The following is a 26,138-nucleotide window of genomic DNA, read 5'->3' as shown; positions in this document are numbered from 1 at the left end:
GGAGCAGTGATCAGGTGTTCGAATGGCGCCTGGTCTCGTTCCAGTCAGGATGTGAACAGTGCCCGCAGACGGGCGAATAAACCTGGCCGATCCACGCCAAGAATACCGCGTACATAGTGGGCGGCTGTGGCGGCGCTGACCGTCGCGCCGAAATGGCAGTAGCAAAGAACGTTATGCAGTTCGCCGTCGGTTAGACCGAAGAACTTCTTGGCCTGGCCATAAGTATCGTTCTCAAGCCCCGCTGCTCGCAGGATCGGGTCCTCAAAGGCGACCGAGATCGGCGAGTTATCGCTACGCAGGAGCGACAGCACTGACGTCGGCTGATGTTCGGTCTGGTAGAGGGTAGCCAGTCGTCGATGCGGGCTCAACTCGAGAAGCTCCACCCAGCGCTCGAGACGCTCGCTTCGCGACATGACGCGGTGCGGATATGCCTGGTCGATATCCGCAATATTCTGCAGTTGCTCCAATGTCTGATGTTTCATGGTGGGCTCCATTCGGCTGAAATTTGCGCAGCCCCATTGCCGCGTACGCCCTGAATAATTGAGCTAGGGGACAGCGAGGCCCAATCAAGATCACTACGAAAGGATTTATGCAGGTCGGGAACAAGTTGAACGACGGACTGCATCCAGCCGCCTGCGGTAGATCAGCGTATATGGCAGGCTGCTGTTTTTCCGACCAACTCGCAAGACTTAGGAGGGTCAGTTGTCGCAACTTGACCAGATCGATTTCGGGCGCTGCTGGCGAAATGACGGAAAGGGCCAATCTTTTTAAGACGGCGTGCGGGGCAACCAGTCTCAAGGCGGCCAAGCTTCATTTCGAAATAATTGCTCGCCAGAGAATATATAAGTTGACAGTAGCGGTAAAGTTTTGCACGAGCGCGTACAGAGCCGCGATCGCTATCTGATGCAAGCAAAGAGAAGCCGCATGTCGACACCCTTCCTTACAACGTCACAGATTGCCTATCACGCGGCAGGAAAGAGCATCCTTTCCGGGATAGACCTGACGTTGAAGAGCGGACGCATCTACGGTCTGGTTGGGCAGAACGGTAGCGGCAAGAGCACGCTTCTGAAGATCATAGCCCGACAGATTGCCCCGACCTCTGGTGGGGTCGAGCTGAAAGGCGAGGCGATTTCGCGCTGGGGCGCCAGACCCTTCGCCCGGCAGGTTGCCTACATGCCGCAGTTCACACCAGCGACCGATTTCATGACGGTTCGTGAACTGGTGGCGCTTGGCCGATTCCCGTGGCACGGCACGCTCGGCCGTTTCACCAGCGCCGATCAGAAACTCGTCGACGAGGCCATAGAGCGAACCGATCTCGAGCGTTTTGCAGACAGCCCGGTCGCAAGCATGTCCGGCGGCGAGCGGCAACGCGCCTGGATCGCCATGATGCTGGCGCAGAATGCACAGTGCCTGCTTCTTGATGAGCCGACCTCCGCGCTGGATCTGCTACACCAGGACAGCGTGTTGGCGCTGCTGCGCGAACTCAGCCACGAGCGCCGGCTAACGATCGTCGTCGTCCTCCACGATATCAATCTGGCCGCCCGTTATTGCGACGAGATCGTGGCTTTGAGGAAGGGCCGCATCTCGGCACACGGCACGCCAACCGAAATCGTAAGGTCCGATGTGCTCAAGTCGGTCTTCGGTCTGGAAATGGGCGTCTTTCCGCATCCGGTCAGCAACGATCCGATCAGCTACGTTCTCTAAAGCCGTAGTCTTGCGATCCGGCTTCGACCGAGAACCGCTCAGTGAGTGATCTGTAATAGCCGTTGGAACAACTTGGCCGGTCGTAGATTTCACGCTCATGAAAACAACGATCTTTCTCGTCGTGTCGCTGACCCTGGGCCTGCTTGGCACCGCAAGCGCCCAGGAACTTGGTGCGGAAACCATCAACAGTGCCTCGCTCGACTCCATTCCAACCGAGCGACCAGCCAAAGCCTCCCCTCGACCAGAGCCTGCCGTTATACGTCTGCAGGTGCTTCTGGATCGCTTGGGGTCGTCTCCCGGGGTGATAGACGGGCATTACGGCGAGAACGTCACCAAGGCGATCGCTGGCCTCGAAGCCATGCGGGGCATCCCGACCGATGGAAAGCTGGATCCTGCCGTCATTCGCCTTCTGCTTGACGACCAGCCAGTCATCGGGACCTATGTAATCTCCCCGGAAGACACACAAGATCTCGTCGACCGCATTCCCAAAGACTACGCCAAGCAAGCCGAGATGAGGTACCTCGGATACACAAGTGTTGCCGAGAAACTGTCCGAGCGGTTCCACATGGACATCGATCTTCTTAAAGCGCTGAACGCCGGCAAGCCGTTTACGGTCGGAAAGACAATACTGGTGGCGATGCCCGGCAGCGCGAAAGAAGATATGGTCAAGAGGATTGAAGTGCGACGACGAATTGGGCAAGTCCTGGCCTTTGGCAAGGATGGCTCCTTGCTGGCCGTTTATCCCGCCACGATCGGCAGCAGGCAAACGCCTTCACCGTCAGGAACCCACAAGGTCAAGGGCGTCGCGCGAATGCCGCCATACAGTTACGATCCGAAAATCAACTTTCAGCAGGGAAAGAACACCAAGCCCCTAACTCTGCCCAAAGGTCCCAACGGCCCGGTTGGAACCATCTGGATCGATCTGACAGAGCCGACGTATGGAATTCACGGCACACCGGAACCCTCCCTTATCGACAAGATCGGATCACATGGATGCGTCCGCCTGACCAACTGGGACGCCGAGGAATTGGCCGCGATGGTAAAACCAGGCGTGACTGTCGAGTTTGTCGACTGACGCGAGCCTGTCAGCTGTCTTGCTGACAAGGCTCAGCGCTTTCTTGTCAAACAGGACGTCCCTGGATGAGGTGTTCGACAGCCGTCACGACTGGCCGGCGACCAGGCCTCTATTTGCTGTCCCTTTGCCGCAGGCGCCCGCGACGGTCCAAGGTATCAGCTCGACAATTCCCTGGCGCGGGCGTTGATCTTCTCGCACGCCTCTTCGTATGGGTCACGCATCGGGATCAAACGCGACGCACCAAGCAGCAAAAGCGATTTCAAATGCTTCCAACCGCCTTCCTCGCCGGCAACCGGGGCATAGGAGGTCATTGCAGTGCGGCCCTCCGCGGCGTAGAGGTGCTCGTACTCTGCAAAGTTTGAGAAGTTTTCGTGATTGCCGCTTGAAATGTGGAAAGTCTCGGCCGCGGCGCCTTCGGCGAGAACGACCTCATGGGTATCGAGCAAGACCGCATAGTACTCGATCATCGTGTCGTCGGCAGGAAGGATCGGCGCAATCGTCGTACCGTTCACGAGATCACGCACCCGGATCAAAACGCCATTCAGGAACAGTGCATGGCCTGGCGATAGATAGAGATCAGAATGTGGCGCGCAATCATCCAGCGCATGGCGCAAGACCCGGATCGGCACGACACCCTCCTGCCAGCGTGCACCACTCTTCTTGAACACCTGGCGACCGACCCACTTGATCCGTCGGGCATCTCCGTCCGCAAGCGCCACGCGATCACCGATGCGAAGATCCTCAACACGCTTTTCGCCACAATCGGTGAGGATCGACGTCCCGCGCAGGAAGCACTGCGCGCCGCCGCCACCGCCAGCGTTTCCACCAGAATTGCCGTTCCCGCCTCCACCGGAGTGACCGCGCCCCCAGCGCCGGCCCATTGCACGCGCAGGAGACGATGAAACTGCCGCTGCTATGGTTGCAACGCTCGCGAAACGTGCACCGGCCGCAGCCGCCACACCTAGAAAATGCCTGCGCGCGGTATTGAGGGGCAACTTCCGATCATCGGTAGATGACATGCTGGCTTCCTTTGAAAAAAGAGTGATGCCAGCGCAAGTTACAATAAGTTGCATCGCGTTGAACTTCGCAGAATAGCGCTGCCGCCTACTGAAAAGGTAGTATACATCGATAGTCAGCTTTGATCCGGAGAAAGCTCTTGCAGCTTCGCCCACTCTCGTTGTCCAGAAGCTTCGGCCCGCTCTGCGAATTCCCTTCGCAGGTACTGCCCGCGAACATTGCGAACGGCATATCGGCAGACTTGCTCAATGCGTCGACAGGGGCATGATGCCCCGTTCGAGAACGAGCCCCAACGCAATTATACAGTCGTCAATTCGGGGCCGCTTTTCCCGGAAATCAAACCATGAAATTCAATCAAGCCGCGACGGACAGCCTCACCCTGTGATTGTCGGCGATTTCGACCAGTTCCGACGGGGTCGGCGCGGCAAAGACATCCGGTGCCGGGCTCCCGTCCGATCCGAAACCGCGTCCGGCCGGGAGCTGGGCATCATGGAAGCGCTTCGCCTTCGGCTGCCCGCTCATGGCGATTTCGGGATCGGGAATGGCCCCTATAAGGCGGCGCGTATAGGGATGGGCCGGCGCCTCGAAGATCTGTCGCCACCCACCTTCCTCGACGACCTGGCCGAAGAACATCACCAGCACACGATCGCTCATGTGCTCCACGACGCTTAGGTCATGGCTGATCATCAAATAGGAAAGACCGAGCTTTTCCTGCAGATCCAGAAGAAGATTGATGATCTGCGCTCGGATCGAGACGTCGAGGGCCGATACCGGTTCGTCCAATACAACGATCTCGGGCTCGAGGATGAGTGCGCGGGCAATGCCGATGCGCTGGCGCTGCCCTCCCGAGAACTCGTGCGGGTAACGACTGGCCTGTTCCGGCTTCAACCCGACGTCGATCAGCATCGCCTCGATCCTGTCGGAAATCTCCGATGCCGATTTGATGCCATGAAGGCGAAGGGGTGCGGCGAGCGAAGCCCTTATCGATTGGCGGGGATTCAGCGAGGCGTAAGGATCCTGAAATACCATCTGCACCGCCTTGGCGCGCTGCATGCGCCCCGGCGCACCAGGTCCGGTCAGCGGTTGACCCCGGTAGCGGATCGTTCCTGAGGTCGGCGCCTGCAGACCGAGGATCGACAGCGCCGTCGTGGACTTGCCGCAGCCTGATTCGCCAACGATCGACAGACACTCACCCTTTCCCAATTCGAAGCTGATGCCGTTTACGGCGTAAAGCGTCCGCCGTCCGGTTCCCAAAAGCCCGCCACCAGACACCGGAAAGCGCACATGCAGGTCGTCCACTTGCAGCAAAGACCCGGTCACGGCTTTCCTCCTTCGTCGCGGCGTGGCGCAATGAACCGCGTCTCGGTCAACTTCGAGCGATCGGCGATGATGCTGTCGATGTCTACCAGGCGCTGGCGTCCATGCAGGCTGCGGCTCCCCAGCCGCGGCAGCGCTCCGAGAAGCCCGCGCGTGTATTCGTGCCTCGGATCGGAAAACAGCAGAGCGGTGTCGTTCTCCTCCACCAGGCAACCGGCATACATCACTCCCACCCGCTGGCAAACACTGGCGATCACGCCGAGATCGTGGCTGATGAACAGGACCGCGGTGCCGCGCGCGGCGCAGAGTTCCTTGATCAACCGTAACACTTCGGCCTGAACGGTCACGTCCAACGCCGTTGTCGGCTCATCCGCGATCAAGAGGTCGGGATTGCAGGCGAGCGCCATGGCGATCATCACGCGCTGGCGCAAGCCGCCCGACATCTGGTGCGGATAGTTCGTGGCGCGTCGGTCCGGATTGGGCACGCGCACGCTTGCGAGCGCGTCCACGGCAAGTTTCATCGCTTCGCCCCAGTCCTTGCCCTGGTGCAGGACGAACATCTCGGCGATCTGGCGCCCGACCGTGGAGAGCGGATTGAGCGCCGTCATCGGCTCCTGGAAGATCATGGCGACGCGGTTTCCCCGCAGCCGTCTCATCTCCCGCTTCGGCAGGGCGAGCAGGTTCTGGCCCTTGAAGACGACCTCACCGCCCGAAACGCGCAAGGGCCTTTTCAGGAGACCCATCACGGCAAGCGACGTCACCGATTTACCAGAACCGGACTCGCCCACGAGCCCATAGGCCTCACCCGGCATGATCTGGAACGAGACGCCCTTGAGGATTGGAAGAAGAGAGCGCCCGGCCGAAACATCGAGCTTGAGTTCCTTGATGTCGAGAAGCGGAGCGGTCATGGCGTGCGCGTCCTCATATGCGGATCGAGCCTGTCGCGCAGCCCATCGCCCAGAAGGTTGAAGCCAAGCACCGAGAGGAAGATGGCGAGCCCCGGAAACACCGCGACCCAGGGCGCGGTCCGGATCAACTGGCGCGCATCCGTCAGCATCGAGCCCCAGCTCGGAAAGGGGGGCTGGACGCCAAGTCCGAGGAAGGAGAGAGCCGCCTCGGAAAGCACCGCCGAGCCCATGCCCAGCGTTGCCATGACAAGGATCGGACCCATCATGTTGGGCAGGATCTGCGTGAACATGATGCGCAGATCGCCGTAGCCGAGCGTTTGTGCCGCCTGCACATATCCCTGAGACTTCAGCGACAGGGTGGAGGAGCGCGCAATGCGGCACGTCCAGCTCCAGTTCGTGAGCCCCAGGGCAATCAGAAGTGATGGCAGGCCAGGGCCAAGTACGGCCATGACCGCCAGCGCGAAGATCAAGGAGGGGATGGCAAGCATGACGTTTGTGAGACCGTTTACGAGATCGTCCCACCAGCCGCCCCAGTAGCCGGCAGTCATGCCGAGCGTGCAGCCGATGATGGAGTTGATGACCTGCGAGACGATCCCGACGGTCAGCGAGATCTGCGCACCAAAGAGGATGCGGGTAAGGACGTCGCGGCCCTGAGCGTCCGTACCAAACCAGAATGTGGCATCGGGCGGCAATTCGGCATTCATCAGATCGGCATTCAACACCGGATCGAACGGCGCGATCCAGGGAGCAAGGATGCCGGCGAGGATGACGAGCACCGTGAGAAGCGCGCCGAGGATGAAATTGAAACCAAAGCGCATAGCCTCACCCCTGCTTGATGCGCGGGTCGATCGCCGCGTAGATCAGGTCGACAAGGGTGTTGATGACGAGGAACCAGAGGACGATGACCAGGATCGTCCCCTGCACCGCGGGAATGTCGCGGATCGCCACGCTGTCCACCAGGAGCGAGCCGATGCCAGGCCAGGCGAAAAGTTTCTCGATCACCACGGCCTGCCCGATCAGCGAACCGAATTGCAGACCGACCGTTGTCACGATCAGCACGAGAGCGTTGCGCATCACGTGCCAGCGCACGACCTTGGCTTCGCTCATGCCCTTCGAATGCGCGGTGCGAATGAAATCCGCGTTCAGCACGTCGAGAACCCCCGCCCGCGTGGTGCGTGCCAGAAGCGCCAGCGGCGTAACGCCGAGCGTGACGGCCGGCAGGATCAGGTTACGGAACGATCCGTCGCCATAGCCGAAGCTCGGCAGCCAGTTCAGATGAAGCGCAAAGACGTACATCATCAGGAGCCCGAGCCAGAACTGGGGCATGGAAAGACCCGAGACCGCGCCGATCATCGTCGTCGTGTCGAGAATCGATCCGGGACGGAGAGCGGCGAGAAAGCCGAGCGGCACGCCGACCACGACCGCGAACGCCATGGCGGCGAGCGCTAGTTCCAGCGAAGCCCACATGCGGTCGCCGATCAGATCGAGCACCGGCTGGCGACTTCGAAAGCTGGTCCCGAGGTCGAGCCGCGCAAGGTCGGTGACGTATTTCACGAACCGCTCCGTCAGCGGCTTGTCGAGGCCGAATTCCTGGTTGAGGTGGGCAATCAGCTGTGGGTCAGCGGTGCGCTTGCCGTCGGCAAGCAGGCTGGTGGCAAAACTGCCCGGTACAACGCTGAAGATGACGAAGATCAACAACGCCACGACGATCACCGTCGGCACGATCTGCAGGACGCGGCGCAGAGTGAAGCGAAGCATGAACAAACCCGTTTTGGTCGCCCTTTAGGGAGGCGCGCGGCAATGCGAATTCGAGTGGCCGCGGGAAATCCCGCGGCCACCGGCATGAACTCCCGGATTAACTGCGCGAGTCCGGCGCCGTGTCGTCGATCCAGATTTCATCGTAAGGCTGGATGGCCAGTTCCGTCGCATTCGGAACAAGCCCGTGGATCCACGGCTGGTATGCCATCACTGCCTTGTTGTAGTTGAAGAACCAGACCGGCGCTTCGTCCTGGATCAGGTTGTTCGCCTGGCGCAGCAGTTCGTTCTGCTTGGCCGGGTCTCGTTCCTGCTGCGCTGCCTCGTAGAGTTTGTCGAAATCGGCGTTCGAGAAGCTCTCGTAGTTGCAGGCCGACTGCGGCGTCTTGGAGTAGTAGCAGCGAAGCGCCTGCAGCGGATCCGGGCCGGAGAGGTTCGACCAGATGAAGGCCTGGAAATTGTTCGACGTCACCGCATCGCCGAGTGCCGAGCTTTCGACCGGTTTCGGCTTCACCGTGATGCCGACCTTCTGCAGCATCGGCAGGACGGCTTCGACGATCGGCACGCCCCAACTTTCGTTCGGGCTGGCGGTCACTTCGAAGGAGAAGCCTTTGGCGTAACCGGCTTCAGCGAGAAGCGCCTTGGCTTTTTCCGGGTCGTAAGCATAGGCAGGCTTTTCCTTGTCAAACGCCGGTGAGGAGAGCGGCAGCCAGCCGGAAGCCGGGTAGGCCTTGTTCTTGACCAGGCGCTCGACGATCAGCGGCGTGTTGATTGCGTAGTTGATGGCCTGGCGAACCCGCTTGTCCTTGAACGGCTCGAAGGCCGGATTGAAGCCGATGTTGCGGGTGTAGACCTCGGCGACCTCCAGCAGATGGTCCTTCAGGGCATCCTCACCCTGGTAAGCTTGATACTGGGTGGGCCCAAGGATCGACACGTCGATTTCCTTGTTGCGGAAGGCCACGTCGCGGGCGGAATCCTCACCCATCAGCACGATCTTCACGCGGTCGAGATAGGGCTTGCCCTTCTCGTAGTACTTGTCGAACTTCTCCACGACGACCTGAGAGCCAGGCGTGTATTCCTTGAAGGCGAAGGCGCCGAGACCGATCGGGTTTTTGCCGAAAGTCGACTCGTCAGCGACGTTCGAGGGATAGATCACCGTCGTGTTCTGCATCAACGAAAAGCCGGGATTGATTGGCCCGGTATAGGTGACCTGAAGCGTGTGATCATCGATCTTCTTCAGGCCGCTGATGTCTTGCGCCTTGCCGGCGATATAGTCGTCCGCGCCCTTGATGATGGCGATGAAGCTGGCACCGGGGAACGCGTTCTTCGGGTTGCCGATGCGCTTGTAGCTGTAGATGATGTCATCGGCCGTCAGCGGCTTGCCATTGTGAAAGACGGCGTTGTCACGCAGATGATAGGTGTAGGTCGTCCCGTCCTCGGAAACATCCGCCGAGGTCGCCAATTCCAGAACCGGCTTGTTGTTGATCGAGTCCCAGCTGTACAGCGCCCGGTGAATGGCCTGGGTGATGAATTCTTCCTGCGTGTTGGGGCTCGACTGAACATCCAGCGTTGCGAAACTGGAGCCATAAGGCGCGGTGAATACAAGTGTACCGCCATGCCGCTCGCCATCCGCAAACGCCATGGTCGCGACGCCCAGGCTGAGCATCGCAGCGATTGAAAGTCTCTTCAGCATTTCGTTCTCCCTCTTTGTGCCGGGTTCCCTTTTCGGCATCGTGTCAGTCATTCTTTTCGGTGGCTCAGCCTCGCGCGTCGTGCACAACGTTGCCCGCCAACAGCGTCAGCAGGCAGCGCGTATCCGACAGGATCGCCTCGGGCGATGCGGTGAGAAGATCATTGTCGAAGACCGCGATGTCAGCCCACTGACCAGCGACCAGCCGCCCCTTCACGTTTTCAGCCCTCTGCGAATGGGCACCGTATTCCGTGTAGGCCTGGAGCGCCTCCTCGCGACTAAGCTTCTCGGAGGCATCCATGACGGTGCCCTTGCCGGTCTGGCGGGTGATCATCGCGTAGAGGTCGGGGAAAGGATTAGGCGAGCAGACCGGTGAGTCGGAGCCGGTGGAGGGTTTGAGCCCCATGCGCGCCCACGTGCCGATCGGGTAGGACTTAACGCCGCGCTCCTCGCCGAGGACGGAGATATAGCTGTCGCCGAAATCGTGAATGAAGGCCATCTGCGGCGCCGGCAGAATGCCCGCCGCCTTCATGCGCGCGTTTTGCTCCGCAGACGGATAGCCGCAATGCTCCACACGGTGGCGGCGATCCGGATCAGGATTGGCAGCGAGCGCCTTCTCATAAGCCGTGATCAACTGCTCGATAGCGCCGTCGCCGATTGCATGGCAAGCCATTTGGTAGCCCCGGTCATGGCAGGACTGCACAATCTCCTCGACGACCGCGTCGGGCAGCATCTGCACGCCGAGGTTTTCCGGCTCGTCCTTGTAAGGCTTCGTCATCCACGCCGTGCGTCCGCCGGCCGATCCATCAAGGAATATTTTCACCGCGCCAACGCGCAGCATGTCGTCGCCGGCGCCGGAGACGAGGCCCGCGCGCCAGCAGTCCTCGACGATCGACACTCCGGGATCACCAAGAAGGGTCAGCCAGACGCGCACTGGCAAGCGACCCGCGATCTTGGCCATTTCATAGGCCTGAATTTCCGCAAAGCCGGAAAGCTGTCCGACGGCGGCGTCCATGCAGCTCGTAATGCCGAGGGACAAGAGATATTGCCCGGCGCGCTCGATCCCATCGATCAGTTCGGCGGTCGTGGCCGACGGGATCACGGCCTTGACGAGGTTCATGGCGTTCTCCGCCAGAAGGCCGTTCAGTTTGCCGTCCGTCAGGCCGATGACGCCGCCATCCGGCACCGGTGTCGCCTCGGTCACGCCTGCCAGCGTCAAAGCTTTCGAATTGGCGATCGCCACATGGCCACACGCCCGCGTCACCAGTACCGGATGATCGGGCGCAGCGAGATCAAGGTCCGCGCGTGTCGGATGCCGGCCCGTATCGAGCTTGACCTGATCATAGCCACGTGCGCGAACCCACTCGCCCTTCGGCGTCACCGCCGCGCGTTCGGCGATCTGGCGCATCAGCGCGGCGTGGGTGGGGGCCGCGGCAGGCGTCGCGTCCACCCAGCCCATGACGATACCGGTCGAAATCAGGTGCAGATGGTTGTCGATCAGCCCGGGGCTGGCAAAACGGCCGTCCAGATCGATGACCTCGGTGCGCGATCCCTTTAGGTTCAGCATCTCTGCACTGCTGCCGGTTGCGAGAACCTTTCCCTGCCAGACGGCCACCGCCTCGCAGGATCCTTCCTCGCGACCACACCATATGCGGCCGTTGTGAAGGATGAGATCGGCTTCAATTCTGACTGCCATTAACTGCTCCGTTGCCACGACCCGGACGAACCCGGCATTAAGGACAGGCGATGCGAAGCGCTCGCGCCGTCCATGAATTTCTGTCGTGTGACAAGGTGAAAGCTTGTGGCAGGCTTGGCCAATTCGGTTTTGGCACAACCCCATGCGAATTTGGCATATCTATTCAAGATGAATGACTTATGCTGAATTGGGCGAGGAGCATTGGGGAGGAGAATGGAATGGAAATCAAATGGCTGGAGGACTTCGTAACCCTTGCGGACACCTCCAGTTTCTCGAGAGCGGCTGAACTGCGCAACGTGACACAACCGGCCTTCAGCCGCCGAATCAAGCAGCTCGAGGGATGGCTGGGCGCGACCTTGATCAGCCGTGCGGCGATGCCTGCCGAGCTGACGCCGGCCGGCCGGAATTTCCTGCCCGTCGCACAGGAAACGATCCGCTCATGCTATGCGGCGCGAGAGGCCCTGCGTCCGTCACATGAACCCGGCCTCATTCGCTTCGCGGCACTGCACACGCTGACGGTTACATTCTTTCCGCAATGGTTAAGGGCGTTGGAGAAAGCAGGGGGAGCGTTCAACACCTCGCTGATACCGGACCGAGGTGGCATCGAGGCGAACCTGGATGCGCTCGTTGGCGACGAGGCCGATTTTTTCCTGACCTACGCCCATCCGGAGGTGCCATTCCATCTCGACCGCGGCAAATTCGCGTGGCTGACTGTCGCCCACGACCGGCTGATCCCCCTGGTGGCGCCGAACGTCATCGTTTCCGGTCACTCGCAAGCCGGAAGAAATTTGCTGGATCGGGCCGTCGAGCAGCAGCGGCTAGCAATCCCCTATCTCAGCTACGGCTTCAATTCCTTCTTCGGCGTAGCTCTCTCGCGTCTTCTGCTTCGCCGCCCGCCATTTCGTCGCCGGACGACACATGAGAATACGATCAGTGCCGGTTTGATGAACATGGCGCTTGCGGGAGCGGGCGTCTGCTGGCTGCCTGAAAGCCTCGCACGTGACGAGATGGAGTCAGGGCGCCTCGTCCCCGCCTCGAAGGACGAGGGGTGGAACCTCGATCTCGAAATCCGCCTCTACCGCCACGCGGCGAGCCGCAATCGCAAGGTCGACGAACTCTGGCGCATGTCCGGGCAATTGCTGGAGCGCGAGCCGGCCTGACGACCGGCTTACGAAACGACAGGCTCAGACCTTCATGAAAACGAGTGCACGCAGGATTTCGGCAAAATCCGCATTGGCGAAAGCAACGGCGCGCGGACCATGGGATCGTGCGCCCGGGTACCAGCCAGCACGATAGGCGTCGGTCGGATTGTTGAACTCGATCACCACTTCGTAGCGCTCGGCCCGGTCGGGGAGCGCCTGGCTGAAATCCGCCGACAGCGCGGACGCCACGCCCTCGCGGATAAGCCGGCGCGACCAAGCGGGCGAGATCGACGTGGAGGCACGGCCCTTTCCCTCAAGTGTCTCCACCGTGGACATACCGGGCACCATCGCGCGCGCTTCCGCGCACATGGCCGCGTCGCCAGACAGGAAGACGGAAGGCACCCCATATCCCGCCGCGCAGAGGGCGTTCACGGTGAATTCGGAAGCCACCTCACCGTTCAGGAGAAGGCGCGATATGCGCAGGTTGGACGTGTGAGCGAGCGGATTGGCCTCGCTGCCTGCCTTGGAATGGTAGCCGGTGTAGATCGCCGCCGCAAAACCGGCATCGAGACCGAACATCATCGCATCGGGATGCCCCGACCAGCCACGCACGATCCGGACATAGTCCGGCAACCGCTCGAGGATCAGGTTGCGCCCGCTGTCATGGGCATCCTTGATCACGACCTCGGTCGCTCCCGCAGCGCGGGCCCCGTCGCAGGCAGCAACGACCTCGGCAGTCATCAGTGCGCGGAACTCGTTCCAGTCGGCATGCGTGCGCTCGGCCTCGTCCCAATGAACGATACCAGCGGTACCTTCGATATCGGCAGAGATGAAAACTTTCATTGCAGCGGGTTCTCCTGTAGCCAGTCGGCAAGGGCGGGATAAAGGCGGCCGTTGCGGCCGGGCGTTGCAGGCGCCATGCAGAGCGCGTTCAGTACCGCCTCCTGTGTGGTTTCAGCGGCAGCGCGGAAGGCAATGTCGATGAACGCGTCGGAAAGCCGGTCCTGGACCGTAATGGGTGACGCCGGTTCCTGATCGACCGGATCGGCGGTGGTGAAGCACAGGCAGATATCGCCGCTGCCATTGCCCCAGAAGGCACCGAGTCGCGCCAGCCCCGCACCGCCGCGTTTGGCGACGCGCTGCAGCTGGCGATCGGCGAGCGGCAAATCCGTCGCCATAACGACGATGACGGAGCCCCGCTCCGGGCTGGCTGGACGGCGAGGATCCGGACGGCGACCATCGGGCAGAATGAGATCGCCGGCAGCGCCGAAATTGGCAAGAACCAGTGTTCCCAAGGTGAAATCACGCTTCGCAATCCGCAGTCGCCGCGACGCGGTACCAATGCCAGCCTTGAAGCCGAACGCAGTCATGCCGGATCCGGCTCCGACCGCACCCTGCTCCACCTCACCCGTCCGTGCGTCGTCAAGCGCCGCACAGGCGTCGGCGGGCGTTACCGCCATGGCCTGGATGTCGCTGATGCTACCGTCATTGCATTCGAAGACGAGGCCATTGACCGTCGAGGTCTTGCGCCCGATGGCCGGATTTGCCGCGATCGCACGGCGAATCAGCGCTTCGGTGCAGGCGGCCACACCAAACGTATTGGTCAGGAGAATCGGTGTCTCGATCGTGCCGAGTTCAGCGACCTGCATCAGTCCCGCCGACTTGCCGAAGCCGTTTATCACCTCGACCGCCGCACGCGGCTTCCTGCGAAAGATGTCGCCTGGATGAGGAACAATGGCGGTGACGCCCGTATGGATGCCTTCGGCGCGCAGCGAGCGGTGTCCAACCGCCACGCCAGGCACATCGGTAATGGCGTTTTCTGGCCCGGGAGCCATTACTCCCTCAAATATCAGTCCTAGTTCCCGCGCTGTTTTCATCTCTATTCTCTTGTCTATGCCAGAACGCCAGCCGCCTTCAGATAGAGCGTCTGGAGGTGACGCGTCATCGGGCCAGGCTTGCCGTCGCCGATCGACTTGTCGGCAATGCGCACGACCGGCATGACCAGACTCGAGGCTGAGGTCTGGAACGCCTCGGCGGCGCCCTGCGCTTCCTCGGGCGTAAAGGCACGCTCTTCGAAGAGCAATCCCTGTTCGGCACATAAACGTGCAACGGCGCGCTGCGTACAGCCCGGCAGCGTGGCACGGGAAGCCGGCCGGGTGAGGATTCGTCGATCCGCAGTGATGATATGCGCGGTCGAAGACGCGCCTTCCGTCACCAGTCCGTCCTCGACCAGCCAGACATCGTCGAAGCCTCGCGCGCGTGCCGCCTGTTTGGCCATGACCTGTGCGAGCAGCATTGCCGTCTTGATGTCCCGCCTCTGCCAGCGCTGATCCGGAGCCAGGTCGACGGAGATTCCGTCGCGCTGCGCCGCGGTTCCCGTAAGCCGCTTCGCCTGGGTGAAGCCGATCAGCTTCGGCTCCATCTTGTCGCTGTACAGAAAGTCGCGATCGGCCTCGCCGCGCGAAACCTGAAGATAGACGGTGCCGTGCTGCAGGTCATTGCGTTCGATCAGCTCCAACTGGATCGAGACGATGCGATCCAGAGACAAGGCCAGGGGAATGTCCATCTCCTTCAGAGAACGGGCGAACCGAGCCAGATGCAGATCGTTGTCAATCATCCGGCCATCGATCACGGCCGTGACCTCGTAGACCGCGTCGCCGAACAGGAAGCCGCGATCGAAAAGACTGATTCGCGCCTCCGCCTCGGGAACGAAAGACCCGTGAACAAAGACGATCCTGCTCATGCAACCCTCATTTCGACTGTTTGGCCCAGGCCGGCACATTGACGCGAACTTGCTCCGGCTGACCAATTCAATTTCGGCAAAGGGTCATGCAGAAATAGCCTCGCCTTTGGTTTGCAATATCGCGCCGCGACGAGTGCCTGACGACTTCTCCCCTCCCCGCAATGAGAGCGCAATTCACGCGCTCGTAGCGAGTACCGAATAGCTTTCGTGCATCTGGGCCAGCGGCTCGTCTGATGTCAGCTGGCAATCGACAAGCCGTCATGTTCCGGGTGCCCGCGAGCGGCTTTGGAACCCGATCTGGGCTGCAGAATTGGAGGATCAGTGCCGACACGCGAAGCCCCGAAATCGAGGCAAACCTTGTCGCGGAGGCATCGGACCAAAGTCTGATCACACGCCAGGGTCACAGTTTGGCCCGATTCCGCCAGAATTTTCGCGCCTGCGTCGATACTTCAGTTCGTCTCGTCCGGGACGGCACAATCAGCAGCAATGCGAGCTGCAAGAATGCCATCGAGGAAGGCTCTCACAAGGAGCGATTCCCGATCGGCCAAGGAGATCCATGTCTCGCGACCGGCAACTGGACGGACTTAGGACTCTCGCAGTCACAATGGTCCTCTATCACCACTTCTTTGCGGTCAATGGATCAGTCCTGGGCCATCTCGGCGTACGTCTGTTCTTCGTCCTCAGCGGCTTTCTGATAACCCGGCTCCTGCTAGACGCACGTTCCTTTGCCGACTACCAGCCAAGTGCGGCGCTGAAGGCATTCTACATTCGCCGCGCACTGCGCATATTTCCTCCTTACTTCGCGATGTTGGGCTTCATATGGTTTGTCAACCTTGAGGGCGCCCGGGGCAGCCTCAAGTGGCACGCGCTGTATCTGTCGAACTTCTGGTATGCGCTTCGAAACGAATGGACGCCCTGGGTGTTGTGTCACGCCTGGAGCTTGAGCATCGAGGAACAGTTCTATATCGCCTGGCCTCTGGTGATCCTGCTGGCTCCGCGCCGGCTAATTGCGCCTGTTTGCGTCGCCGTCATAGCATTCTCGCTGGCCTATCGCCTCTATTGGCCATTTACGGGCACACCATCTCTGGCGCGAGACCTCCTTCCTCCGGCGTCCGTCGATGCGCTGGTGGCCGGCGCTCTCCTTGCCGTCTACCGCAGGAAAACCGAGGCTTGGCCCCGATGGATTGGGATAAGTGTCGTGCCCTTAACCATAGCCTCGATCACGTTCCTGTGGTTGAAGTCGGTGTCCATGACACCGCCCCTGGAATGGGTGACATGGATCGGCGGGGAGGTGTTCCCCCTCATACCCCTCGTCATGCTGGTCGGATGCTGCTCATCGGGCATGCAGGGTGTATTCGGCCGGATGCTGGAACGACCGACGAGTACCGCGATCGGACGTATGAGTTACGGGGTTTACCTATTTCATCCAGTTGTGCTGTCGCTGGTCGTCAAGGCTCAGTCCTGGATCCCGGTCAATGTCTCAGAGCAGGGGCCCGGTCGTTTTGTGGTTGCGACCGCAGCGACATTGATGCTGGCTTCGATTTCCTGGCTGGCATTCGAGAGGCCGCTCAACCAGCTCAAGCGCTATTTCCCCTACGTCAGCTCGGCGAGGCCGAGCACGCCGCCGTCGTCCCGGCCGAGCATTGCCGGCGAGCGGGGGTATGAGGCTTCGGCCTATCGCCCGAGCTACGCCAACCCTAATGAACGCGGGAGCTGAAGGATGTCTGATCCACTGATCTCCGTCGTGCTGCCGGTCTATAACGGTGAACCCCATGTTGCCGCCGCACTCGAAAGCATTCTGCGCCAGGACTACACCCGCTTCGAGGTCATCGCTCTTGACGACGGATCGACCGATGGCTCGCTGGAGGTCCTCCAACGATATCAAAACGCCGACAATCGCATCCGGATCGTCTCGCGCGAAAATCGTGGGCTGATTGCGACGCTGAATGAGGGAATCGCCTTGGCGAAAGGCGATCTCATCGCCAGAATGGATGCGGACGATATTTCCTACCCGTCGCGCTTCTCGCGTCAGGTCGCGCTCTTTGCCCGACAGCCTCAGCTCGCCATCAGCGGCACCGGCATCGATCAGCTTCTCGGCAACCGGGTGGTCCGCGGCAGGCCAAATCCAATCTATCAGACTGGCGATTGGCACATCTTGTCGATGTTTTTTACCATCTTCTTGCATTCGACAGTGATGTACAACCGCAATGTCATTCCCGAAGACATGCTGGTGTACGATGCAGGCTATGTCCATGCCGAGGATTTCGATCTCTTCGGACGCATTGCACGGCAATTTCCAGCAGCGATGATCGATGAGAGCCTGGTCGCCTATCGCATTCATAGCGACAGCGTCTCAAGCAGGCACAAGCGGCAAATGCGGCGAACCCACTTGAAGATCGTGGCCGAGAACCTTGAACGACAGTCTCTCTGCGACGATCCCGGCGCCCTTCACGATATTGGTGCTGCCGTCACCCATGACACCGTGCGCCGCGCTGCGGATTGCATACTTACGATCGAAAGAAAAATCGCCGAGCAGGAGGGCCGCGCGTCCTCGAGCTATGCGCATGGAACCTTGTGCTTCTTCTATTTCCTCTATCAGCTCATTATCGATGAGCAGCGCCCGGAGCTGACACACGCCTTTCTCACGCAGACGGGAAAGTGGCGGCTCATCCGGCGTCGAGAGCGATACGGCCTTCTTTCCGCCGCTTATGCACCGTGGCTGTGCCGTTTCTCGGACGGTGCAACCCGGCGCATGGATCTCATGACGCGGTACTATCAATCGGTGCCCGCCAAGTCCGTACAGCCGCTTCAAGGGCTAGCATGATGGCCGGAAAGTATCGCGAATTCCCGCGCGCACGCGTTCATCACTCGCTGGGGTCGCAGCCATGCTAGAGTTCGCCAAGTTGAGCTTTCGTCTATTGCGTCAGGCACTCGGCCGGCAGGTCGGTCTGCTGGTGGTCGTCGTCATTTTGGGACTAAGCACCGCCGTTCTCGAAGGTACGGGCATCGGTCTCATCATCCCAATGCTCAGCATTATCGCCGGCGGGGAGGAACCGTCGGGAATGGCGGGGCTCTCAGCGGTCTTTCAGCAAGTCGGTGCCGGGTTGGATGACCGGGCAAGGCTGATTGTGATTGCCGCCGCAATCCTCGGATTGATCACCCTGAAGAATGTGCTCGCCTTCGCCAACGCCGTGCTCACCAATTTGATCTACGGCAGGGCCGGCCATGCCATGCGAAGCTCTCTTGCCCGCCAGCTTCTGACGGTTGGATACTCATTCTTCCTCCAGCAAAGTCCGGGGCGACTGCTCAACATCATATCAAACGAGTCATGGCGTGCTTCGGACGCAATCCAGACTACACTTTCAGCGGTCGTAAACGCATCGGCTGTGGTCATTCTCCTCGCCTTTCTCCTGCTTCTTTCATGGCAGATGACGCTTGGCGTTGCACTTGGGCTGGTGGTGATCCAGGCCCTGCACGCGCTTCTCTCAGCCAGCCTCAGAGCCCCGAGCCGCAAAGTCACGTCGTTCAACGGTGAACTTGCCGCCAAGATGCTTCACCTCGTTCACGCCGGACGGCTTATTCGCGCCTTCGGACAGGAACAGCGGGAGAAAGCAGTCTTCGATACCTCGTCGGATGCGGTCAGAGAGGCTGGCTTCGATCTCCAATCCCGCCAGGCGGTATTGCCGCCACTGACAGAGGTGCTGCATTCGGCTCTCTTTTTGACTGTCGTCGTCAGCGCCTGGCTTTGGGGTATAAGCTTTCCTGTTATCGTGGCCTTCGTTGTCTTGCTTTATCGGCTGCAGCCGCATGTCCGCGCGCTGCAAATGGCATGGAGCGCCGTGCAAGGCTGGAGCGGGTCCCTGGAAGAGGTCAGATGGTTACTGGATCCGTCCGACAAGCCGAACCCACCGGCAGGCGATGCTCCGGTTCAGGCCATCCGTCAGCACATCAAATTCGATGGCGTGACGTTCAAGTATCCGGGCTCCGGCTCGCGACCCGTCGTGCTGCGCGCTGCGACCTTCAATCTTCCCAAAGGTCGTTCAACCGCCATAATTGGACGGTCCGGCGCCGGAAAGACGACGATCGTCAATCTCCTATGTCGATTTGTCGAGCCTGACGGAGGAAACATTCTGGTCGACGGCACCCCGCTCAATCAAATCGATCCGATGCAGTGGCGGGGACAAATTGCGCTCGCCAGCCAGGATCTCGAGCTGATTGACGGCACCATTCTCGAAAATATCACCTATGGCCACAGCGCTTCGCTTGAAGAGGTCAAGAACGCAGCCAGACTTGCTGAAGCGCACGAATTCATCGAAAAGCTGCCAGATGGATATGAGACCGTCGTCGGCTACCGGGGAGCCACCGTTTCGGCGGGACAGCGACAGCGCATCGCTCTGGCAAGGGCCCTGGTGCGCGATCCGGAAATCCTCATTCTGGACGAGGCCACGAATGCCATGGACGGACTGTCGGAGGCAGCGATTGTCGAAACCTTGAAATCAAGAGCCGGTCGGCGCACGACAATCGTCATCAGCCATCATCGCAGCACCATCTCGTTCTGCGACGAAGTCGTCATACTTCAAGATGGCCGCGTCAAGAACCAGACCTCTTTTGCCAAGATCGCGACATTGAGCATGGACCAGCTCTACGAGCTTGAAACGGCTTCCTCTTAGGTGTTCGCGCATTCCCACCACCGCAGCCAGCAGGTCACCAGGAGCTCGCATTCCCCGATATCGTCGCCAGTGGACGGTCTCCACCAAAGGCGAACCATCTATGGCTTCCGATCAAGGATTGAGCGGCGGAAGCACCCGGGACGCGTTGAGGCGCGCTGGTCGGCGGTAGTCAACGACTGCGGCCAGTCGCTCCCTGTCGATTTCAGCACGCCCGGATCGGAACAGCTTTTGAGAAAGAATGTCGACCTGGCGCTGTAGGTCGGCGGGGCCGAAACGAACCCATTCCTCCAGCGTGCCATTCCCCAGACTTCGGCTCCAGGTTTGGAGACCATTATAGATCTCTTGTTCGCTCCCCGAGCGGATGAGTTGGCGGAGCCGCTTCAAGCGGTAGCCGTGCGATGCCTGGTGTTTCAGGCGCGCGTTCTGCAGCAGACTGTTGATCCCCGGCCAAAAGCGTAAGACAGCCCACAACACTCCCATCGCCGCCAACAGCCCCAAGATTGCAAGGGCGACTTTCTGTCTGATGACGTGGGGCGCCTGGCGTCGTACGTCATCAAGTACAGGCTTGATCGGGGTAATGGCGACGGCGGGAGAGACGGCAACCGTTACCGACGGCAGCGAAGCGGATGTCTGCTCATGGCGCGCGACATCGAACCAATCATAGGAAACCGCAGGGATTGTAAACGACCCTTCCCTGTCCGCGGTATACACATAGGTTTCGGTTCGGCGGCTTGCCGTCTCGCGCCCGGCGGGGATGCCGTCTTCGATCTTCGGTTGCTTCTCGTATTGATGCAGCCCCGAAATGGTCCCGACCCCAACCGGGGGTATCATCATGGCTTGCGTGTTTTCCACCGTCACCGTGATTGTTCTGACGAGAGCATCGCCGACCTTGAGCGACGGGGCGCTCGGGTCGAAAGCCTGTTCGATAGTGAGATCGCTTGCTGCGAAGACAATCTTTTGCCCAGCGGCCCCGGATGCCTCTCCGGCGTTGAACGAAACCGAAGGCATTTTCACCGTTGCCTTTGTCGGCTTTCCATCGACCGAATAGCCCAACCCGATGTCGATCTCCGGCAGAACAAACTTTCCGGGCGCCTGCGGCACGACGGCATAGGATTTCCGGATTCCGGAATATTGAACGCCGTCGATGGTTTCACTGATGTTCTGCGTCCGCTCTTCTGGAAGAGTGACAAGAGCGTCTGGAACATCAAAAAGAGGAAACTGCGGAGGCGAGGTAAAGAAATCAGGCGCGAACACATCGACATCAACTCGCACCTGCTGCCCGGGCACAATGGTGCCGTTGTCTTCTACCGTGGCGCGCGCGAAGGGTTCCGCTCCCCAGGCCATGGCCGGTAAAAGCAAAAGGAAGACACCCGGCAGAAACTTCATCATGGCTTGGTCTCACCCGCCTCGATGGCAAATTTTCGCGCCATGAGATCGGCGGGGCTCACCTGAATGTTCTTCATCCACATCTCCGACGTCTGTTCGACGACCTGGACCTCGCCTGCCTTGCCCTTGTCGGCTTTCTTATCGAATTGAACGCTGTCGGGCTTTTCGTTCGGATCCTGCTGCTGCTCCTGCTCCTTGTCTTTCTGTATTTTCAGCAGTCGCTGCACGATTGCCAGGTTCTCCTGTGCGTCGGACCAGTCCTTCCGTTTTTCCAAGGCCTTTTGGTAGGCCGAACCCGCCTCCTCCAGATCGCCCAGATGAAAGAACGCGTTTCCCTGATTGTACCAGCTGTCCGCGCTGTCGATCGACGCAAACGCATCGATGGCATCCTGATAGTGACCGGCACGATAGAGCGCCGTCCCCTTCCACATGGGATCGCGGAAGTGCGCAGAGGCCGATGCATAGTCTCCTCGCTCATAGGCGAGACGGCCCTGCTGATCCGGCGTCAACCAAAGGTCCATGAACCCGGCTGCTCCCGCGGACGACGGCTGGAGCAGATGAAAGCAGAGCCCGATCACTGCAAACTTGACCAACCAGCCTCGCCGAAACGAAAGCGCTGATAGCGCAGCAGCCGGTGCGATGAACCACCATCCGACGTCGTGCCAGCGATCTCCCTGGGATGTCGTTTGTTGAGCGAAATTCGTCCTTACGCGCTGTCCGACCCACCTGATGTCGGTGTCATCGTCCGTCATCGTCGCGACATCCGCTCCAGCGTCATTCGCGAACTTCTTCAGAGCTTCCACATCCAGCTTGGCATTGATCCGAGCGCCACCTGCGTCATTGACGAAGCTACCGTCGGAGCGCTTGACGACGCCACCCTCAGGGGTGCCGACACCGAGAACGACAATTGCGCTATGCAGCCCGTCGGACGCGACTGTCGCTCCCGCCTCGACGCCATCGGTAACAAGGAGGATCGTTCCGGGAGCTCCATCCCGCTGAAGCAGCCCATCCGCGAGTTTCAGGGCCGCAGGGGTATTCCTACCGGGCTTTGGCATAATGTTTGTGGCGAGGGCATCGGTATAGGTTTCGATGAGATCGGTGTCATCGGTCAGAGGGACCACCAGGTGCGCCGTACCGGCGTAGGCCACGACAGCAGTGCGTGCGCCATTCCGGCCAGCCAGAATGTCGTGGATCTTCAGCTTGACCCGTTCAAGCCTGCTGGGGGAGACGTCGATGGCGTCCATCGTCGGCGAAAGATCAATGGCAATGACCAGGGAAGCCGTGTCGGCGACGAAGGGAGGGGCTTCGCGTTTCCAGGTCGGTCCGGCAGCGCCTAGCACCGCTATCGAAATCACGCCGGCCAACATCCAGGTTGGCATATACCGACGTCGCCCGTCGGGCTCGATCACGAGGCTGTCGAGGAGGTGCGGCGCGATCATGCCCTTCCAGCGATTGCGAATATCGCCTGAACGGGATGCCATCCAGACGATTGCCGGTGGCGCCAGAAGAGCGAGCAGCCACAGGGGGCGCAGGAAATGAAAGTCGGAGATCATGCCGGCAACCTATTGCGAACGAGGCTATACAATCCGGTTAGACCATACCAGGCGAGCATCGTGACGATTGCTCCGCCCAGCGGCCAGAAGAACAGCTCGGTTCGGGGACGCCAGGACAGCTGCTTTTGGTCCTCAGGCGTGATGCGATCAAGCTCGTCGTAAATCTCCTGAAGCTGGCTTTGATCACCCCCAAAGAAGTAGCGGCCTCCAGTATCAGTGGCGATCTTCTCGAGCGACGCGGTGTCGAGTTTGTCCTCTCCCGTCGCCGCAGGGTCGCCAATGCCGACCGTGTGGATGACAATCTGCTTGCTTTTGGCGATACCGGCAGCTTTGAGAGGCGGCATCTTGCTGGCTGTATCGTTCCCGTCGGTCAGCAATATCAGGACCTTTTGCGGCACCGTTGTCTTTTCAAACATACGGATGGCGAGCCCGAGCGAATCCCCCATTGCCGTGCGCGGACCGGCAATGCCGGGCAAAAGACTTTCCACGAGGTTTTTGACAAGGGCGTGGTCCATCGTGAAGGGAGCAAGGGGATACGGCGCGTCTCCGAAGGCAATCAGCCCGAGGCGATCCCCGGGTCGTCTGGATACGAAATCGGAAACAACGGTTCGGACTGCTTCAACGCGCGCCTTTGACGTACCGTCGGGCGCGGCGAAATCGCGCGTATCCATCGATTGCGAGAGATCGAGCGCGAGCAGGATGTCTCGCTGCGGTTCGTTCTTCACGACCGGTGGTTCGACATATTGCGGCCGGGCCAGAGCGAGAACGATGAGGCACCAGGCGATCAGATCGACCGCGACCTGCATCCAGGACCTCTTCGGCACGACGGAGCCCTCGGTGGGCTCTACGCCGGCGGCGCGTGCGACCTGGTTGAAAAACGGAAGGCGGATCGAAGCGGACGTTTCACGATGCGGGGGCAACAACCACCACACGATCAGGGGAGCCGGCAAGATCAGGAGCAGCCAGGGGAAATCAAGCTGGTACATGGTGTCCCTCGATCCAGCGTCGAGCGTCGCGAACAAGTCCGTCTGCAACCTCTGTGGAAACCAGCGTAGCCGCCTGGTATTCAAGATCGTCAAAGAACCGCTGAAATGCTTCCCCATTCTTCATATTGCGATGCTCGACAAGAAACGCTGCCCAAGCCAGCCCGGAGGTCGCGGCAACATCCTTCCGCGGCCAAGCCGCCAGAGCTGTACGCTTGAGCAATTCACCAAGGTCGCGGAGTGCCCGCGCGCGTTTATCGGCGTCACGAACCGCGACCTCTATTGCCTCAAGGTGCTTCAAGGCTTCTCGGCGGTAGGCGTTTTTCCGCCACCGACGATAGGCGAGCGCGCACCACAGCAAGATCGCAGAGAGCAGGAGCAGCACGACAATCAGCCAGCCCCAGGTTTGAGGCATCCAGGAAACCGGCGCGGGGACCGCGATGTCCTTCAGCGAACGAAGCGCCATTTCGGTGATGGGGTCGAGTTTGGGTTCGGAGTCCATCAGCGCCTCCGCTGACGCCAGGCGGATTGCTCAAGCAGGCTTCTGAGCTGTGGAGCGACCTCTTCTGCGGTGGAAATCGGAAGCATCGGAAGGCCGAGTTGCCGTTGCCATTCCCGCAGTTCGCGACCGCGATCACGGGCAAAGGTATCGATGGACTGGCGCACGCCGGCTTGCCTGAACGAGAGTTCGGCCTGCAGCGCACCGCCGCTCACCACGATATCCCCGGTTGTCGGCAATTCCAGCATGAACGGATCGTAGATCAGCAGGCAGATGACATCGTTGCGGCTGGAAAGCTCGAGAAGGAGCTGCCGCGTTGTGTCCCCATGGCCATCGTAGTCGCTGACCACAACCAAGAGAAAGTCGTGATGGGCGACGCCCGCGACCTGCCGGAGAACGTTGTCCAATGCCTCGGGTGATGGTGCGCCCGCATAGGTGGACTTCAACATCCCGTTCTTTTCGGCGATCCTGTCCGCCAGCGCAATCACGGCATTCCGGCTGCGGTGCGGCTTGATCTCGCTGATGTCTTCATCGTTGAACACGAAGCCGCCGACGCGGTCACCGGACCCCAGTATGCGCCAGGCCGCGAGCATCGCCGCTTGCGCGGCTGCTACCGATTTCATCGCGAAGCGGCTGCCAAAGAACATGTTGATGCGCTGGTCCACGACAACAATTGCAGGACGCTCCTTTTCCTCGCCGTAGACCCTGACGACGGGCTTCCTCGTTCGGGCGGTGACGCGCCAATCGATCGCGCGGACGTCGTCACCGGGGAGGTACTCTCGCAGCTCTTCGAAAATCAAACCCCGGCCACGCACCGAGGACTGCATGCGCCCCGCAAGCTGCTGATGGCTACGCGCACGCTGTATGAAAGCCAGGTCGCGCGCGCGTCCCTCCAGGGCAACAAGTTCCTGGGTCGTGACATGTATGCCGTTCCCGATGCTCGGTGTCGGGGCCTTCATGAGACTGCCACCAATTCAGTGATGCGGTTGATCACCTCATCCGCGCTCGTATTAGAGGCATGCGCCTCATAGGACAGAATAAGGCGATGGCGCAGGACGTCGTTGACGACCGCCTTGACGTCGTCGGGCGTCACATAGTCGCGCCCCTTGAGCCAGGCATGCGATCGCGAAACCTTATCGAGGCTGATGACGCCGCGCGGGCTCGCCCCGACATGCAATAGCTTGGCGAGATCCTTGTCGTAGCGATCCGGGTACCTCGTAGCTATCACCAGAGCGACGATATATTTCTCCACCGGCTCTGAAACCGCAGTGGCACCGATTTCCTTCCGCGCGTCGAATATCGCCTGGGGGTTGAGTCTCGGGGCATCGGCGTGCTTGTCTTTGTTCTGCCCTGCATTCTCCTCGTCGCGATTGAGGCGCATGATTGCCGCCTCGGACGTCTCGTCGGGGTAGCCGACTTCGACATGCATCAGGAAGCGGTCAAGCTGAGCTTCCGGCAAGGGATAGGTGCCTTCCTGCTCGATCGGGTTCTGCGTCGCCATCACCATGAAGAGGTCGGGCAGCGGATAGCTTGTGCCACCGACGGTTACCTGCCGCTCCTCCATCGCTTCCAAAAGCGCGGATTGGACCTTGGCTGGCGCGCGGTTTATCTCGTCGGCGAGGATAAGGTTTGCGAAGATCGGCCCCTGCTGAAATTTGAACTCGCCCTTTCCACCTTCGGAAAAATACACCTCCGAACCCGTGATGTCGGCGGGAAGCAGATCGGGCGTGAACTGCACGCGTGACAACTCTGAATCGAGGTTCTTCGCCAGGCTCTTGATCGCTCGCGTCTTGGCAAGCCCCGGAAGACCTTCGACAAGCAGGTGCCCGTTTGCAAGGAGACCGATGATCAGCCGCTCGACCATTGTATTTTGACCAATGATGGATTGGCTGACCCGTTTGCCAAGCTCGAAAATGTCGTCACGCGCCGTCATTCAGACTTCCTCCGATATCCGGCGGCAAGGGAGCTGACTTCAGCCCATCACCGTCTGTATCGAGTTT

General features: G+C 60.3%; 23 protein-coding genes. 6 read left to right on the top strand and 17 right to left on the bottom strand.

Features of this window, described 5'->3' with window-relative positions:
- Positions 1-44: 44 nt before the first annotated feature.
- Positions 45-482 carry a hypothetical protein gene (locus IB248_RS12710; protein ID WP_192240970.1) on the bottom strand — a complete coding sequence of 146 codons (438 nt, stop codon included), beginning with the start codon at positions 480-482 and terminating at the stop codon, positions 45-47.
- A 442-nt stretch (positions 483-924) separates the two neighbouring features.
- Between IB248_RS12710 and IB248_RS12705 the strand changes: the two genes are divergently transcribed.
- Positions 925-1,704, top strand: a complete 780-nt coding sequence (locus IB248_RS12705) for an ATP-binding cassette domain-containing protein (protein WP_192240969.1) — start codon at positions 925-927, stop codon at positions 1,702-1,704.
- A 97-nt stretch (positions 1,705-1,801) separates the two neighbouring features.
- Positions 1,802-2,779: a L,D-transpeptidase gene (locus tag IB248_RS12700; protein WP_192240968.1), complete on the top strand. Its 978-nt coding sequence runs from the start codon at positions 1,802-1,804 to the stop codon at positions 2,777-2,779.
- Positions 2,780-2,934: 155 nt separating this feature from the next.
- Here IB248_RS12700 and IB248_RS12695 read toward each other — a convergent pair whose 3' ends face one another.
- From IB248_RS12695 to IB248_RS12665, 7 genes are all read right to left on the bottom strand, one after another.
- Complete coding sequence (locus IB248_RS12695; protein WP_192240967.1) at positions 2,935-3,798, bottom strand: Hint domain-containing protein; 864 nt, start codon at positions 3,796-3,798, stop codon at positions 2,935-2,937.
- A gap of 352 nt (positions 3,799-4,150) precedes the next feature.
- Positions 4,151-5,116, bottom strand: a complete 966-nt coding sequence (locus IB248_RS12690; protein WP_192240966.1) for an ATP-binding cassette domain-containing protein — start codon at positions 5,114-5,116, stop codon at positions 4,151-4,153.
- On the bottom strand, positions 5,113-6,021 hold the full coding sequence (locus tag IB248_RS12685) for an ABC transporter ATP-binding protein (RefSeq protein WP_018858032.1): 909 nt from the start codon (positions 6,019-6,021) through the stop codon (positions 5,113-5,115). The genes IB248_RS12690 and IB248_RS12685 overlap by 4 nt, the downstream gene beginning before the upstream one ends.
- Complete coding sequence (locus IB248_RS12680; protein WP_192240965.1) at positions 6,018-6,839, bottom strand: ABC transporter permease; 822 nt, start codon at positions 6,837-6,839, stop codon at positions 6,018-6,020. Before IB248_RS12680 ends, IB248_RS12685 begins: the two co-directional genes overlap by 4 nt.
- A gap of 4 nt (positions 6,840-6,843) precedes the next feature.
- A complete protein-coding gene (locus IB248_RS12675; RefSeq protein WP_018858030.1) occupies positions 6,844-7,779 on the bottom strand; it encodes an ABC transporter permease in 936 nt (311 codons plus the stop codon).
- Between the two features lie 97 nt (positions 7,780-7,876).
- Positions 7,877-9,469: an ABC transporter substrate-binding protein gene (locus tag IB248_RS12670; RefSeq protein WP_192240964.1), complete on the bottom strand. Its 1,593-nt coding sequence runs from the start codon at positions 9,467-9,469 to the stop codon at positions 7,877-7,879.
- Between the two features lie 64 nt (positions 9,470-9,533).
- Positions 9,534-11,162, bottom strand: coding sequence for an amidohydrolase (locus IB248_RS12665; RefSeq protein WP_192240963.1), 1,629 nt, complete (start codon positions 11,160-11,162; stop codon positions 9,534-9,536).
- Between the two features lie 218 nt (positions 11,163-11,380).
- Here IB248_RS12665 and IB248_RS12660 point away from each other — a divergent pair, with 218 nt between their 5' ends.
- The gene (locus IB248_RS12660) at positions 11,381-12,322 is read left to right on the top strand and encodes a LysR family transcriptional regulator (RefSeq protein WP_169683273.1); all 942 of its coding nucleotides are present in this window, start codon (positions 11,381-11,383) and stop codon (positions 12,320-12,322) included.
- Positions 12,323-12,346: 24 nt separating this feature from the next.
- Here the strand turns inward: IB248_RS12660 and IB248_RS12655 are convergent, their stop codons facing one another.
- The 3 genes from IB248_RS12655 to IB248_RS12645 are packed head-to-tail and all read right to left on the bottom strand — an operon-like array spanning position 12,347 to position 15,047.
- Positions 12,347-13,147, bottom strand: coding sequence for a M55 family metallopeptidase (locus IB248_RS12655; protein ID WP_192240962.1), 801 nt, complete (start codon positions 13,145-13,147; stop codon positions 12,347-12,349).
- Positions 13,144-14,181, bottom strand: a complete 1,038-nt coding sequence (locus tag IB248_RS12650; protein WP_192240961.1) for a P1 family peptidase — start codon at positions 14,179-14,181, stop codon at positions 13,144-13,146. The genes IB248_RS12655 and IB248_RS12650 overlap by 4 nt, the downstream gene beginning before the upstream one ends.
- A 14-nt stretch (positions 14,182-14,195) precedes the next feature.
- Positions 14,196-15,047 (bottom strand): D-amino-acid transaminase, encoded by an 852-nt coding sequence (locus tag IB248_RS12645; RefSeq protein WP_192240960.1) that lies wholly within the window; start codon positions 15,045-15,047, stop codon positions 14,196-14,198.
- Positions 15,048-15,603: 556 nt separating this feature from the next.
- On the opposite strand from IB248_RS12645, the gene IB248_RS12640 reads away from it, so the two are divergent.
- From IB248_RS12640 to IB248_RS12630, 3 genes are all read left to right on the top strand, one after another.
- Positions 15,604-16,764: an acyltransferase gene (locus tag IB248_RS12640; RefSeq protein WP_192240959.1), complete on the top strand. Its 1,161-nt coding sequence runs from the start codon at positions 15,604-15,606 to the stop codon at positions 16,762-16,764.
- Between the two features lie 3 nt (positions 16,765-16,767).
- Positions 16,768-17,871 carry a glycosyltransferase family 2 protein gene (locus tag IB248_RS12635; protein ID WP_192240958.1) on the top strand — a complete coding sequence of 368 codons (1,104 nt, stop codon included), beginning with the start codon at positions 16,768-16,770 and terminating at the stop codon, positions 17,869-17,871.
- 61 nt (positions 17,872-17,932) lie between these two features.
- Positions 17,933-19,717, top strand: coding sequence for an ABC transporter ATP-binding protein (locus IB248_RS12630; protein ID WP_192240957.1), 1,785 nt, complete (start codon positions 17,933-17,935; stop codon positions 19,715-19,717).
- A gap of 111 nt (positions 19,718-19,828) precedes the next feature.
- Here the strand turns inward: IB248_RS12630 and IB248_RS12625 are convergent, their stop codons facing one another.
- From IB248_RS12625 to IB248_RS12600, 6 genes are read right to left on the bottom strand one after another with little or no spacing between them, the layout of a single operon-like run.
- Positions 19,829-21,106 carry a BatD family protein gene (locus IB248_RS12625; protein WP_192240956.1) on the bottom strand — a complete coding sequence of 426 codons (1,278 nt, stop codon included), beginning with the start codon at positions 21,104-21,106 and terminating at the stop codon, positions 19,829-19,831.
- Positions 21,103-22,656 (bottom strand): VWA domain-containing protein, encoded by a 1,554-nt coding sequence (locus IB248_RS12620; protein ID WP_192240955.1) that lies wholly within the window; start codon positions 22,654-22,656, stop codon positions 21,103-21,105. Before IB248_RS12620 ends, IB248_RS12625 begins: the two co-directional genes overlap by 4 nt.
- Positions 22,653-23,642, bottom strand: a complete 990-nt coding sequence (locus tag IB248_RS12615) for a VWA domain-containing protein (protein ID WP_192240954.1) — start codon at positions 23,640-23,642, stop codon at positions 22,653-22,655. Before IB248_RS12615 ends, IB248_RS12620 begins: the two co-directional genes overlap by 4 nt.
- A complete protein-coding gene (locus IB248_RS12610; RefSeq protein ID WP_192240953.1) occupies positions 23,629-24,141 on the bottom strand; it encodes a DUF4381 domain-containing protein in 513 nt (170 codons plus the stop codon). The genes IB248_RS12615 and IB248_RS12610 overlap by 14 nt, the downstream gene beginning before the upstream one ends.
- Positions 24,141-25,097 (bottom strand): DUF58 domain-containing protein, encoded by a 957-nt coding sequence (locus IB248_RS12605; RefSeq protein ID WP_192240952.1) that lies wholly within the window; start codon positions 25,095-25,097, stop codon positions 24,141-24,143. The genes IB248_RS12610 and IB248_RS12605 overlap by 1 nt, the downstream gene beginning before the upstream one ends.
- Positions 25,094-26,071: a MoxR family ATPase gene (locus tag IB248_RS12600; RefSeq protein ID WP_062369183.1), complete on the bottom strand. Its 978-nt coding sequence runs from the start codon at positions 26,069-26,071 to the stop codon at positions 25,094-25,096. The genes IB248_RS12605 and IB248_RS12600 overlap by 4 nt, the downstream gene beginning before the upstream one ends.
- Between the last annotated feature and the right edge of the window lie 67 nt (positions 26,072-26,138).

It is taken from the genome of Rhizobium sp. RHZ01 (genome assembly GCF_014851595.1).
In the GTDB taxonomy this organism is placed as follows: Bacteria; Pseudomonadota; Alphaproteobacteria; order Rhizobiales; family Rhizobiaceae; genus Rhizobium; species Rhizobium altiplani.
The sequence above is the reverse complement of the archived record's forward strand: the minus strand, read 5'-3'. Positions and strand labels throughout refer to the sequence as shown.